This is a genomic window from Pedobacter sp. KBW01 (assembly GCF_003852395.1).
In the GTDB taxonomy this organism is placed as follows: domain Bacteria; phylum Bacteroidota; class Bacteroidia; order Sphingobacteriales; family Sphingobacteriaceae; genus Pedobacter.
On sequence record NZ_QAJQ01000001.1, the window covers coordinates 182,910 to 195,497 of the forward strand.

14 protein-coding genes are annotated in these 12,588 nt (G+C 38.2%); 7 read left to right on the forward strand and 7 right to left on the reverse strand.

Annotation, left to right across the window (positions count from 1 at the left end; genetic code table 11):
* Positions 1-70 precede the first annotated feature (70 nt).
* The 6 genes from DBR40_RS00745 (at position 71) to DBR40_RS00770 (ending at position 5,723) form a co-directional block, all read left to right on the forward strand.
* Complete coding sequence (locus DBR40_RS00745; protein ID WP_124557900.1) at positions 71-631, forward strand: CopD family protein; 561 nt, start codon at positions 71-73, stop codon at positions 629-631.
* A 185-nt stretch (positions 632-816) separates the two neighbouring features.
* Positions 817-1,974, forward strand: a complete 1,158-nt coding sequence (locus DBR40_RS00750; RefSeq protein WP_124557901.1) for a hypothetical protein — start codon at positions 817-819, stop codon at positions 1,972-1,974.
* 387 nt (positions 1,975-2,361) lie between these two features.
* Positions 2,362-2,931: an RNA polymerase sigma factor gene (locus DBR40_RS00755; protein WP_124557902.1), complete on the forward strand. Its 570-nt coding sequence runs from the start codon at positions 2,362-2,364 to the stop codon at positions 2,929-2,931.
* On the forward strand, positions 2,912-3,661 hold the full coding sequence (locus tag DBR40_RS00760; protein WP_124557903.1) for a hypothetical protein: 750 nt from the start codon (positions 2,912-2,914) through the stop codon (positions 3,659-3,661). Before DBR40_RS00755 ends, DBR40_RS00760 begins: the two co-directional genes overlap by 20 nt.
* A gap of 86 nt (positions 3,662-3,747) precedes the next feature.
* A complete protein-coding gene (locus DBR40_RS00765) occupies positions 3,748-4,533 on the forward strand; it encodes an outer membrane beta-barrel protein (RefSeq protein WP_124557904.1) in 786 nt (261 codons plus the stop codon).
* A gap of 197 nt (positions 4,534-4,730) precedes the next feature.
* Complete coding sequence (locus DBR40_RS00770) at positions 4,731-5,723, forward strand: ABC transporter ATP-binding protein (RefSeq protein WP_124557905.1); 993 nt, start codon at positions 4,731-4,733, stop codon at positions 5,721-5,723.
* A gap of 4 nt (positions 5,724-5,727) precedes the next feature.
* Here the strand turns inward: DBR40_RS00770 and DBR40_RS00775 are convergent, their stop codons facing one another.
* The 3 genes from DBR40_RS00775 to DBR40_RS00785 form a co-directional block, all read right to left on the reverse strand.
* A complete protein-coding gene (locus tag DBR40_RS00775) occupies positions 5,728-6,846 on the reverse strand; it encodes a hypothetical protein (protein ID WP_124557906.1) in 1,119 nt (372 codons plus the stop codon).
* 20 nt (positions 6,847-6,866) lie between these two features.
* The gene (locus tag DBR40_RS00780) at positions 6,867-7,310 is read right to left on the reverse strand and encodes a hypothetical protein (RefSeq protein ID WP_124557907.1); all 444 of its coding nucleotides are present in this window, start codon (positions 7,308-7,310) and stop codon (positions 6,867-6,869) included.
* Positions 7,311-7,449: 139 nt separating this feature from the next.
* On the reverse strand, positions 7,450-7,863 hold the full coding sequence (locus tag DBR40_RS00785) for a hypothetical protein (RefSeq protein WP_124557908.1): 414 nt from the start codon (positions 7,861-7,863) through the stop codon (positions 7,450-7,452).
* Between the two features lie 136 nt (positions 7,864-7,999).
* On the opposite strand from DBR40_RS00785, the gene DBR40_RS00790 reads away from it, so the two are divergent.
* Positions 8,000-8,560 (forward strand): DUF4230 domain-containing protein, encoded by a 561-nt coding sequence (locus tag DBR40_RS00790; protein WP_124557909.1) that lies wholly within the window; start codon positions 8,000-8,002, stop codon positions 8,558-8,560.
* Positions 8,561-8,698: 138 nt separating this feature from the next.
* On the opposite strand, the gene DBR40_RS00795 is transcribed toward DBR40_RS00790, so the two are convergent.
* The 4 genes from DBR40_RS00795 to leuB all read right to left on the reverse strand — a co-directional run.
* Positions 8,699-9,049, reverse strand: coding sequence for a cupin domain-containing protein (locus tag DBR40_RS00795; protein WP_124557910.1), 351 nt, complete (start codon positions 9,047-9,049; stop codon positions 8,699-8,701).
* Between the two features lie 166 nt (positions 9,050-9,215).
* Positions 9,216-10,466, reverse strand: coding sequence for a threonine ammonia-lyase IlvA (gene ilvA / locus DBR40_RS00800; protein WP_124557911.1), 1,251 nt, complete (start codon positions 10,464-10,466; stop codon positions 9,216-9,218).
* Between the two features lie 158 nt (positions 10,467-10,624).
* Entirely contained in the window at positions 10,625-11,785 is a 1,161-nt protein-coding gene (locus DBR40_RS00805; protein WP_124557912.1) for a 2-isopropylmalate synthase, read from the reverse strand.
* A gap of 10 nt (positions 11,786-11,795) precedes the next feature.
* Positions 11,796-12,588 (reverse strand): 3-isopropylmalate dehydrogenase (leuB, locus tag DBR40_RS00810; protein WP_233603742.1); only part of this gene is annotated, 793 nt, incomplete at its 5' end.

Here is a 12,588-nt window from a genome sequence, read left to right on the forward strand (position 1 = left end):
TAGCTCAGGGTCTCTTCTACAAAAGAGATGCTGAAACAAGTTCAGCATGACGTAAGTTAGAATAACTAAAATGATAGAAACCTTGTTGCCATATTATGCTTACTTTAAAGCGGTTCACATTGTGTTTGTGATTAGCTGGATGGCTGGGTTATTTTATATTTTAAGTATTTTTATTTACCATACCGAGGCTAACGAGAAACCCGAACCAGAAAAAAGTATCCTCCAGAAACAGTTTGTTAAAATGGAGGATACTTTATGGAAAATTATTGCCACTCCGGCAATGATTATTTCGGTATTGGCAGGAGCATCTATGTTAACTTTAAACCAAGGGCTGCTACAGGCCGATTGGATGTGGGTGAAGCTTGCTTTCGTTGTTGGTTTACTTGTTTATCATTTCATTTGCCAAGACATCGTAAAACAGCTTAAAAACAATCATTTTAAGTTAAGCAGTTTCCAGTTGCGTTTATGGCGCGAACTCGCTACCATTTTTATGATTGCCATTGTATTTGTGGTTATCCTTAAAAATGCTCTCAACTGGGTTTATGGTTTAATCGGCATTATGGGCGTTGCTATGGCCATAATGATTGCAGTTAAATTATATAAAAATTATCGTAAAAAGCGCGGTGAATAGCCTTTTAAGGCAAAGGCACTAAGTCAAGGATACTATTGTAATCAGGGGCGTTGCAAAAGCTTTGTGTTCTTTGTGCCTTCGTGGTCAGACAAAGAGCAACTTTGTTTTCTTTGCGTAAACTTAGTATACTTCGCGGTTAAATAAACGAAAAACTATTCTAAATTTGAGCCATAAAATCCAAGCTCATGTTTATACAAACGGGTCTGAAAAAGACCGTACTTTTTATATCCTTTCTCTTCAGTTCTTATTTAGCTTCGGCGCAATTTAATCAATCGGCTTTCGAAAACAGGATCCGCCCGGATAGCAGTTTAACCAACGAGGTACATTTTAATTTTTACAATTTCAATTATGTGCGTAATTACGAGTATACCAACGATTTTCACGATGGTTATACCTTATATGGTACACAGTTACAGCCGCAAATTGTATATTATGCGCACCCGAATCTGGCCATTACTGCCGGAGCTTTTATCCGTAAAGATTTTGGTAGAAATGGGGTGAGCGATGCCAAACCTTTATTCAGTTTAAAGTACCACAAAAGAAACCTGACCTTAATTTTCGGAAGCTTAGAAGGTGGCATTCAGCATAAATACATTGAGCCGCTTTACGATTTCGAAAGAACCATTACTACACCAATTGAATATGGTACACAGCTTTTGGTAGAACGCAAAAGATTTAATTTAGATGCCTGGATTGCCTGGCAGAAGATGATTTATAAAGGCGACCCGGCCAAGGAAGAAATTATAGGTGGTTTATCTACCGAAACCACACTTGCCGAAAGTAATGGCTGGAAATTTAGTGTACCTGCACAGTTTTTAGCTTTTCACCAGGGCGGTCAGATTGATGTGCTTAAAGACATACCGATTAGCACTTTATTTAATGGTGCGGCAGGTTTAAAATTACATAAGGCCATTAATACGAATATTAAGCAGGTATATGCCGATAACTATGTTGCAGTGTATAAAGACCTTTCGCCCGATAAAAGAAGGGCTTACGAAGGTGGTTTTGGGTTATGGCTGAATGCAGGTGTAGAAAGTAAATGGGGAAGTTTAGTGGCCTCATACTGGAAAGGGAATAATTTTATTTCGATTAAAGGTATGCCACTTTATGAATCAGTTTCAGATAATTTATACAGTCCTGGTTTAAGGCAGAGTGCCCGAAACATTGTTTCGCTGCGTTATGCTTACCAAAAAGAGCTGGTCCCACATTTATATCTCGATGTTCGTTTCGAACCACATATCGACCTCGATCATACTGATAAACAACTTCAGTTTAACCACTCATTTTTCTTAACCTACAAACAGGACTTTAAATTGTTTAAGGTGAAGAAGGCAGAAAGGTAAAAGCGAAAAACTAAACGCTTGTTTCCTCATTCATTGCATCTGACTGAACTTAGGTGCAATGAAATAATTTTCAAACCTCGTAGATTTCTAAAACCTACGAGGTTTATTGTTTTTGAGCATCACCTTATGTTTTTTAAACCCGATAGAAGCGAAAGCACGAAGGCAAGGAACGAACCGAGGCTTTGGAGCGGATAGCGGGACATCCTGCTAAGAAATGCTGCCTGTTCATTTTTCCATAAAAAATCTATATCTTTCTCTGGAAACTGCTGCATGTTTATCTTGCTGATAATCAGTGGTTGTAAAAATAAATTTAACTTTATTTAACTTTTTCTACTACCCCATGCAACCATTGTTTGTAATTGACCATCTTCTATATACAAACACACAATGAAATTGACGCGAAGCTATACGATAAACGATTTGATGGAAGGCTGCAAAGCCGGCGACCGGAAGATGCAGGAGCTGCTGTACAGGCAAACTGCATCGAAAATGCTGGCCGTTTGTATGCGCTACGCCAAAGATAAGATGGAAGCTGAAGATGTACTGCAAATGGGTTACATTAAAGTTTTTCAGAAAATTAAGGAATACCGGGGGGAAGGTTCTTTTGAAGGTTGGATTAGAAGGGTAATGGTAAACACAGCCATTGAAAGTTACCGCAAAAACCTGCGCAGCTTAAATGTGGTTGAAATAGACGAAGCCTATGAACAACCTTCAACAGGATTTGATTTTAGCCGTTTAGGTATGCAAGACCTGATGAAAGTGATACAAAAACTGGCAGATGGTTACCGGATGGTTTTTAACATGTACGTAATAGAGGGCTACTCGCACAAAGAAATAGGCGAAACACTTGGCATCTCAGAAGGAGCAAGTAAATCGCAGTTATCGAGAGCCCGGGCAATATTAAAGGAAGAAATTATAAAAATGGAGGGATTTGGTTATGCAACCTACACAGGATAAGGATTTTGATCAGCTGTTTAAAAATGCTTTTGACGATGCAGAGATCACACCATCGCGGGATTTATGGAGCAATATTGAAAGCGAAATTGAGCCAAAGAAAAAAAGGATTATACCCATTTACTGGTTATCGGCAGCTGCGGTATTAGTGGTAGTTACAGCAGGTATTTTAGTTTATCAGAAACAAAATGTTAATCCTAAACAGTTAACAAGCTATGTTGTACCTAAAGTAAAACCAGTTGTGGTAGAGCAACCTGTTCAGGATTCGGTTGTTACCAAGGTTAAGCCAATTGAAAAGACAGAAGTAGTTTTACCAGTTAGCACTAAACTAGCTACCAGTTTGGCTAAAATTACCGCTAAAAAAGTAGTTAAACCTGTAGAAAAACAAAAAATAGTTACTGCTCCCGAACTTTTAAAACAAGGAACTACTATAGCTAAAACAGAAGAACCTAAAAAGGATATTAAGACAAGAATTGAAGAAGCGATTCTTCAGCCTGAGAAAGAGATCGTAATTGCGGCTAATCCTACGCCAGTTAAGGTAGATGAACCCATTAATGATAACGATGAGCAGAATATTAAAAATATCCGTAATGTGGGCGATGTGGTAAACCTGATCGTAAACAAGGTAGATAAGCGGAAAGATAAGTTTATCCAGTTCAGAACTGATGACGACGATTCTTCGCTATCATCAATCAATATCGGGCCCTTTAAAATAGGCAAACGGAAGAAATAACAGTTTGCAATTCACAGTTATCAGTTTTCAGTTAACAGCATCTGATATTAAAATATTACAAAATTAAACATAACAAACACACAGATATGAAACGTCTAATTTTTACAACACTTTTGGTAAGCGGGCTTGCCGGTGTTATGGCTCCAGGTGCTTTTGCACAACAAGATACCACCAAAAAGAAAATGGATTACAGTGAAGGTCATGGTATTATTATAAAAAGTAAAACAGCAGATTCAGTTAAAAAAGGTCGTTTTGTTGGCGGAATTACCTTTACCCGGGTTGATTTGGGTTTCTCGAGGTTAATTGATAACGGAAGTTTTAATTTATCGCCAAACAATGATTTTTTAGATTACAAAGGTGGTAAAACCAGTACATTCTCTTTTGATATCTTACAACTTGGTTACCGTTTTAATTCGAACTTTAAAGTGTATGTAGCGGGTGGTTTCGATTGGACTTTGATTCGTTTAAGAAAAGATATTACCATCGCTAAAAATTCAAATGAATTTGTTTACACCGATCAGTCGCCGGTACATTTCTCTAAAAATCGTTTCTCGAGCAGCTATGTGCATATTCCATTAAACTTTGAATTCCGCACTTCAGAAAATAGAAATGGCAAAAGATTTTACCTGGTGTTAGGTCCTGAAGTGAGCTTTTTGTTAAACGGAAAGATTAAACAAATCAGTGCAGAGCGTGGTAAAGAGAAACAATACGATAGCTACCACTTTCAGTCGGTTCGTTACGGAGGTACAATCAGGTTCGGATACGGTGGTTTGGGCTTGTTTACCAAATACTATTTCAACGATATGTTTACCACTTCGCAGCAAGCAGGTTTAAAAAATATGAGCTTCGGGGTTACTTTTGGGTTAAATTAGCCCATATATCCCCTGAAGGGACTTGATTACAACAACACACAAATGAACAGATCCTGTTTCGGTTAGGCGAGACAGGATTTTTTGTTTAACGTGTTTTCAGAAACATTTCAGAAGTTAAAATACTTGGTTTATTATGTAAGTGATTTTGCTTTCAGCTTTAGTCTTTCTGCATTAAGCTTATTCACTATCTTTACCCCGTGAGCAATATCCTAATCAGTGTTAAAAATTTAACGAAGCAATATCAGGCAGAACAAGCCGGCGGGATTAAAAATGTAAGTTTTGAGATCAAAAGAGGTGATGTAGTAGCCATTATAGGCGAAAGTGGAAGCGGAAAATCTACCCTGCTGAAATCAATTTACGGTTTGCTGAAAACCGATGAAGGAGAAATCTATTTTGAAGACAAGCACGTTAAAGGACCAGATGAACAACTGATACCTGGCCATAAGCAGATGAAAATGGTTACTCAGGATTTTTCTTTAAATATCTATGCGAAGGTGTACGATAATATTGCCTCACAATTATCCAATACAGACTTGAAAACCAAAGCCGATAAAACTTTGGCCATTATGGAACATCTACGGATTTTACCACTCCAGAATAAAAAAATAATAGAATTGAGCGGTGGCGAACAGCAGCGTGTGGCTATTGCCAAAGCTATGGTTTCGGATACGCAGGTTTTGCTTTTAGACGAGCCTTTTAGTCAGGTTGATGCCTTGCTTAAGAACCAGCTACGTGCCGATATTAAACGTGTAGCGGCAGAAACTGGCGTAACCGTGATCCTGGTATCACACGATCCGGCCGATGGTTTATTTTTGGCTGATCAGTTGCTGATTTTGCGTAACGGAGAACTTTTGCAAACCGGCAAACCAGCCGAAATTTACCAGCACCCAGCCCATATTTATACAGCCCAAATTTTAGGTAACGCAGTGGTTTTGCCAGCTGCTGATGCCGAAAAAATTGGTTTAAAAACACAAAAAGATACTGTGGTATTCTATCCCGAATGGGCAGAGGTGAATAGCAACTGGAGTAGCAGGCGTTATGAAGTAAAAGATGTGTATTACAAAGGCTTTTATGATGAATTGCTGCTGGAAAGAAATGGCGTTCATATCCGTGCCATACAATTGAACAGGGGAGAGCACAAAAAAAACGACCACGTTCAATTGAACATTAGTCGTTTTTTAGAGTTTTAATTTTTTAGTTATAAGCAAAGTCGAAATCTACTGGTACAGTAGGAGGTGTATTAGTAGAGTTGGTTACATTAATTAAAATATCGCCATTAACCACTTGGTATGTATAATTGTTGCCTTGATATGCCCCCGGTAATGCGATTAATGCTTGGCTAGGTCGTCCACCTCTTGGATCTTGAACTAAATCACCTTTCACAGACATAGAAATAACTTCAGAAACATATACATTTTGAGTGATTTCACTTAAGTATATTGAATAGCCAAGATTGCCACCATTAGAAACCCATTGATTAGTAGCGACATTTAATGAACCTCTTTTTGTGGGGGTTGCATGTCCATCTGTAGGGCGAACTATTACTCCTGGTATTTCATAAGCAGGGGTCCAAGGGCGCGGTCTTGGAACATTAGTGTATGAGGCAGTGTAGGATGGACCATCCTCTTCATAAGGCATTTCCGTAATTTTAATTTTCTTTAACCGGAAAATATTGTCAATAATTACTTTTGGATCTATCGGAGACGAATCGAAAATTATTTTTAATGCACTTTTGTTTTCTAATGGAGAAAACTTTACAGTATAGTTTTTATTTTCAAATGCAATACTCCGGTCAGCTATCAATTTAGAATATCTATTTACACTTTTTTCTACAGCTGTATACCATTCTTCACATGGATTTGCTGTATTAGTAACTATATTAGGACTGTTTTCTAGCTTTACCCAAAAAACCCCATTATAGTGGTTTACCGGCACTACCCAATTATTCCAATCATGATCATTGTTTCCATTTATTTCAACTAGATAGGTTTTATTAGCTAGAAAAGGATATTCCACAGATATGACTACATTTTCTCGTTGACCAGTTTTAGTATTACCAAAACAATAAAGACTTAACTGATAAGTTGTTGAAGTATTGGTGAATACTTCTGACATATTTGTACCTCCTACTGTTCTTACATTATGTCCATCAACCGGTAAAGGATTTGGTCCAAATCTATGATAGGTTCCGCATCCACCGCTACTCCAATAATTTGGGTCGTATGTGCCAGAGTTCATTTGCGGTGTTTTTGTAAAATCTATGGTGGTTGTTTGGCCTTCTGAGTTGTGAAAACAAAAGATTAAACTTAGCATTATAAGTAAATTTAGGTATCTCATTTTGATTTATTGAAATAGATTGTTTCCGTTTTTTTAATTGTCCCGATAAGGTTTTTATGTTGTAATATCAAAGTGTTTTTTGTAAGTTTTAAAAGTGTCAATTTCTGATTGAAACCATATAATTCATATTCTAAAAACTGTTGGTCATTTAATTCTGATATTTCATAATAGGATCCTCTATTGTCGTGAATGAGGTGATCTGAATTAATAACATAGCCAAGCACGTAAGATTTTACGTATCTCGAACTATCAGCGATTATCTTTGTGCTTTCATTATCAATGACTACAGTTTCGATTTTGACTGGAGACCAATTCCCAATAAGATCAGTTTTCTGAATTTTCTTTTCAAATTTTTCTTGAATTAAATTCTCCTGTTTTTTACAGGAAGAACCTAATAGGATCAGTGAAATTATCCACGCGTTTAAATATTTGTTTTTCATTAAATGTATAAGTTACAAAACTAACTAAAATATTAGTAATAATACACTGTTATATGTTTTGATTTATATTTTTTGTAGTATAAAAAAACGGCTAATGTTCACCTGAACATTAGCCGTTTTCTAAGTTTTAACAAATTACTTAGTCGGAAGACGAAGTAACCAATACAATACGGGCTCCAATACTTGCTGTTGGTCTCACAGGTGCTAAATTTCTGTTTGCACTGTTCTGTAAGTACACTCTTATTCTTCCGGGGAATGAGCTATAGCTATATGAGTCAGTTCCGTAAGTAAAAGGTAAGGCATCGTAACCGTCATCGTTAAAACGTGCAAATGATAAAATGATACCATCATCTTCATATTGTTCAATTCTGTTGTCGCTAATATCTACGTATAAGTAAGAACCATTTGCAGCATCACTGGTTGCAACCCAGGCACTAGGCTGAATGGTTTTATAAATGGTAATGTTCGGTGTGTTTTGAACAATAGTGTCTTTTTTGCAGGAAGCCAGACCTAGTGTGGCAATGCAAAGCATTAAGATAGTTAGTTTTTTCATGTTGATTAGTTTTTATTTGTGTGTGTGATTTTGATATTACAAATCTTCTGCCAAAAAATGCAAGACGCTATTAATGGATTAATTATTGTACAGTGAGCTTGGTAAACAATTGTTTAATTTCCGTTTTTTAAATAATATGAAGCTCTTTATTCGCCTCTTGCCCTGGTTAATCCTACTGATTGCAGGCTATTTATTTATCGCTAAAAAGTTGAGCATTAGTACTACTGTAGAAAGTAAGCATCAGCTCCTGGTCGAGAAAATTGAGGCTATAGGTAAACTGGAGCTGGTTAGGTACCAAATTAGTGACGTTTTAGAACACAAAAACAAGACAGACTTTTTGCCAGAAGCCAGTGTTTTGCTCATTGTTAAGGCCGAAGCTGTTGGCTGTATCGATTTAACCAAAATTACCAGCGAAGATATCCGTATTGATGCCGATACAGCTGTAGTAAATTTGCCACAACCCGAAATCTGTTATGTCAAAATTGATCATAAAAATTCACGGGTGTACGATACCAAAATGGCCTTCTTCAGAGAAGCTGATCTGGTGGATGAAGCCTATAAAGCAGCCGAAAGGCAGGTAGCTGCTGAAGTGAAAAAGTCGAACATTTTAATCCAAACGAAAACCAATGCTGCCAATGTATTGAAACCGATTATTGAAGGATTGGGTTATAAAAATGTGAGGTTAACTTTTGATTAGGCTAGAAGGTTTAGTATGGAGGACTCCTCTTGGCGATCGTCACAGATGATGTCGTCATCTCGACCGAAACGTAGTGGAGCGGAGAGATCTACCTCGAGATAGATTTCTCGACTCCGCTCGAAATGACGACCATTGGTCTTACTTCAAAAAATCCTCCCGGTGTGGATTAAAGATATCAATCAACAATCCTGCTTCGAGGCAAACTACCCCGTGAAATACATTACTGGGTGCAAAGAAAACATCGCCTTCGTTCAGGATTTTTTTATCCTCGCCCATACTTACTTCAAAACTTCCCTTAGCTACATAACTCATTTGCAGGTGAGGGTGGTTGTGTACGGATCCGATGGCTCCTTGTTCAAAAGATACCTTAACCAGCATCAAGTGCTCATCGTAAGCCATAATTTTGCGTTTTACGCCAGCGCCTAAATCTTCCCAATCGATATCACTGTCGGAAATTAATGCTTTGTTGGTTAAGTCTTTGAAGTTCATTTTATTATTAAGTGCTGTTGTAGAGAAAACGTCATCTCGACTGAAACGTAGCGGAATGGAGAGATCTATCTCAAGATAGATTTCTCGACTTCGTTGCACTCCGCTCGAAATGACGGCTTGGCTTGGTGTTCTCTGCGATAAACTTTGCGCCCTTTGCGGTTAAATCTTAAACCAAATACTCAAACAAAGTCTGATCCTGGTTCAGTTCGATAATTTCAAATTTAAAATCTTTCATGCGTTGTAATAAACTCGCATAATCGTTTTTGTTAGAAAGCTCAATGCCTACCAGCGCCGGACCATTTTCTTTGTTGGTTTTTTTAATAAATTCGAAGCGGGTAATATCATCCTGCGGACCTAAAACCTCGTTTACAAATAATTTTAAAGCACCTGGTCTTTGTGGAAAACGAACGATGAAATAGTGTTTCAAACCTTCGAAAAGTAAAGATTTCTCTTTAATCTCCTGCATACGTTCTATGTCGTTGTTTCCACCGCTTACAATACAAACTACCGTTTTACCTGCAATCTGTTCTCTGAGCTGATCTAATGCCGCAACAGACAGTGCACCGGCAGGTTCAACTACAATGGCATCTTCGTTATAAAGTTTCAATATCGTGGTACATATTTTCCCTTCGGGAATCAAATGCATCTGATCGAGCAGTTCTTTGCAATATTCGTAAGTAATATGACCAATTCTTTTTACAGCAGCTCCATCTACAAAACGATCTATTTCATCTAAAGTAAAAGGCCCGCCGTGTTCCATAGCAGTAACCATTGATGGTGCACCCAATGGCTCAACACCTACCAGTTTAACATCGGGTTTAACTGTTTTCAGGTATGCGCTTACGCCCGAAGCCAGTCCACCACCACCTACAGGCATTACTACCATGTCTAAATCTGGTAGATCTTCAAAAATTTCAACACCAACAGTTGCCTGTCCTTCAATTACTTTTTCATCATCAAAAGGCGGAATAAAAGTTGCGGCATGTGCTGCGCTGTAAGCCAAAGCCTCTTTTAAGCAATCGTCAAAAGTATCGCCAACCAAAACCACTTCTACATTGTCGCCACCAAACATATAAGTTTGTTTCACTTTCTGTTTCGGGGTAATTTCGGGCATAAAAATAACACCTTTAATGCCTAGTTTTTTGCACGAGTAGGCAACACCCTGCGCATGGTTTCCGGCACTTGCACAAACAACTCCGTTAATTAACGATTCCTGAGGAAGCGAACTGATTTTATTGTAGGCACCACGTAATTTATAGGAGCGCACAATCTGCAAATCTTCCCTTTTTAAATAAATATTGGCATTGTAGTAAGAAGAAAGTCCGGCATTAAACTCAAGTGGGGTACGTTTTACCACGCCTTTGAGCCTTTCGTTTGCAGATTTAAAATCCAGTGTATGTGGTGTTGTAGTATTCATTTTTATAGTATCAGGTATTAGAGGGGGCAAGTATTAAAACTTGTTCTCTTATATTTTTCTTTTCGTCATTGCTAGGTACGAAGCAGTTCTAAAACTATAGCTGTTAGTAAATCCTAGCGCTTTAAGATTGCTTCTTACCTCGCAATGACGGGTTATTGCTACGCTAAATGCAAAGCAACCAATTGGTTTAAATCAGTATCGTTAATGCCTTGTTTGCTATCGGCTAAAACTAAAAACTGTTTGTAAACAATATCAAGGTGTTCTTTTTCTAATTTATGACCTAAACGCTCTAAATGGTGTTTTAAGGCATGGCGACCACTTCTTGCAGTTAATACAATAGTGGCATCAGGAAAACCAACATCTTCTGGTTTAATAATTTCGTAGTTCTCGCGGTTTTTCAAGAAACCATCCTGGTGTATACCCGAGCTGTGCGAAAATGCATTGGCACCAACAATAGCTTTATTAGGCTGCACCGGCATGTTCATCTGGTTTCTCACACTGTGGCTAATATCGTAAAACTGAGTAGCATCAATGCTGGTGTTTAAGCCCAATACTTTGTGCGTTTTTAAAATCATTACCACTTCTTCCATCGAAGTATTACCAGCGCGTTCGCCAATACCGTTAATGGTACATTCTACCTGGCGGGCACCGTTTTGTAAACCGGCAATAGAGTTAGCAGTAGCTAAACCTAAATCGTTGTGGCAGTGAACTGAAATAATTGCATTATCGATATTCTTTACATTTTCCTTTAAGAAAAGGATTTTCGAACCATATTGGTCTGGTAAGCAGTAACCGTTGGTATCGGGAATGTTTACTACCGTTGCACCGGCAGCAATTACCGCTTCAACCATTTTGGCTAAAAATTCGATATCGGCACGACCGGCATCTTCTGCATAGAACTCAACATCTTCAACATATTTTTTGGCATATTTTACCGCTTCAACTGCACGGGCTAAAATATCCTCACGTGTGCTGTTAAATTTATGTTTGATGTGGAAATCAGAAGAACCAATTCCAGTGTGGATACGAGGTCTTTTGGCATAACGTAAAGCATCGGCAGCCACATCGATATCATTTTTATTGGCGCGGGTTAAGGCGCAAATAATAGGATGAGTAACCGCTTTAGATAATTCGATAACGCTATTGAAATCACCTGGGCTTGATACCGGAAAACCAGCTTCAATTACATCTACGCCTAAAAGTTCGAGTGATTTAGCGATTTCTACTTTTTGGTTTGTATCTAACTGGCAGCCTGGAACCTGCTCGCCGTCACGTAAGGTCGTGTCGAAAATATAAACTTTGTTCGGGTCGTGAATCATAATCTTAGGTTTAGGATGTGATTAATTTTTGTGATAAGAATTTCAATACCAATTTACCCATTTCGGCTGTGCCTAACACTTTAAAACGGTTGGTAGTTTGGTCGGCTATATCATGTGTTCTGAAACCTTCTTTCAATACCTGGTCAATGGTATCAACCAATAGTTTCGCTTCCTCTTTAAGTCCGAAACCAATTTCGAGCATTAAGGCTGCCGATAGGATAGAAGCAAGCGGGTTAGCCACATCTTTACCTGCAATATCGTGAGCCGAACCGTGTATTGGCTCAAAGAAACCAGTGCTTTCGCCAACCGAAGCCGAAGCCAGCATACCCATTGAACCTGCAATTTGCGAAGCCTCATCAGTTAAAATATCCCCAAATAAGTTGGCGGTTAACACCACGTCGAACTTTTTAGGGTTTTTAATTAACTGCATGGCTGCATTATCAATAAACATGTGCTCAGTTTCTACATCAGGGTATTGTTTGGCAATTTCCTGAACCGTTTCGCGCCACAGGCGAGAGCTTTCTAAAACGTTGGCTTTATCTACTGAACATAATCTTTTATTACGCTGTTGTGCGGCCTGGTAAGCTTTATGCGCAATACGCTCTACTTCGTAACGGTGGTAAATCATTAAATCAGAAGCAGTGTTTCTGTCTTCTGAACGTGTTTTCTCTCCAAAATATACATCACCTGTTAATTCACGGAAAAACAAAATATCGGTTCCCCTTAAAATTTCAGGTTTAATGCTTGATGCCTGAAGAAGCTCATCGAATAGTAATATCGGACGGAGATTGGCAAATAAACCC

Excerpts from the sequence above, each read along its gene's own strand:
- ilvA (WP_124557911.1), bottom strand. The coding sequence starts at position 10,466 with ATGAATACTACAACACCACATACACTGGATTTTAAATCTGCAAACGAA.
- DBR40_RS00775 (WP_124557906.1), bottom strand. The coding sequence starts at position 6,846 with ATGCTAAGTTTAATCTTTTGTTTTCACAACTCAGAAGGCCAAACAACC.
- DBR40_RS00745 (WP_124557900.1), top strand. The coding sequence starts at position 71 with ATGATAGAAACCTTGTTGCCATATTATGCTTACTTTAAAGCGGTTCAC.
- DBR40_RS00790 (WP_124557909.1), top strand. The coding sequence starts at position 8,000 with ATGAAGCTCTTTATTCGCCTCTTGCCCTGGTTAATCCTACTGATTGCA.
- DBR40_RS00805 (WP_124557912.1), bottom strand. The coding sequence starts at position 11,785 with ATGATTCACGACCCGAACAAAGTTTATATTTTCGACACGACCTTACGT.
- DBR40_RS00750 (WP_124557901.1), top strand. The coding sequence starts at position 817 with ATGTTTATACAAACGGGTCTGAAAAAGACCGTACTTTTTATATCCTTT.
- DBR40_RS00795 (WP_124557910.1), bottom strand. The coding sequence starts at position 9,049 with ATGAACTTCAAAGACTTAACCAACAAAGCATTAATTTCCGACAGTGAT.
- DBR40_RS00755 (WP_124557902.1), top strand. The coding sequence starts at position 2,362 with ATGAAATTGACGCGAAGCTATACGATAAACGATTTGATGGAAGGCTGC.
- DBR40_RS00785 (WP_124557908.1), bottom strand. The coding sequence starts at position 7,863 with ATGAAAAAACTAACTATCTTAATGCTTTGCATTGCCACACTAGGTCTG.
- DBR40_RS00760 (WP_124557903.1), top strand. The coding sequence starts at position 2,912 with ATGCAACCTACACAGGATAAGGATTTTGATCAGCTGTTTAAAAATGCT.
- DBR40_RS00765 (WP_124557904.1), top strand. The coding sequence starts at position 3,748 with ATGAAACGTCTAATTTTTACAACACTTTTGGTAAGCGGGCTTGCCGGT.
- DBR40_RS00780 (WP_124557907.1), bottom strand. The coding sequence starts at position 7,310 with ATGAAAAACAAATATTTAAACGCGTGGATAATTTCACTGATCCTATTA.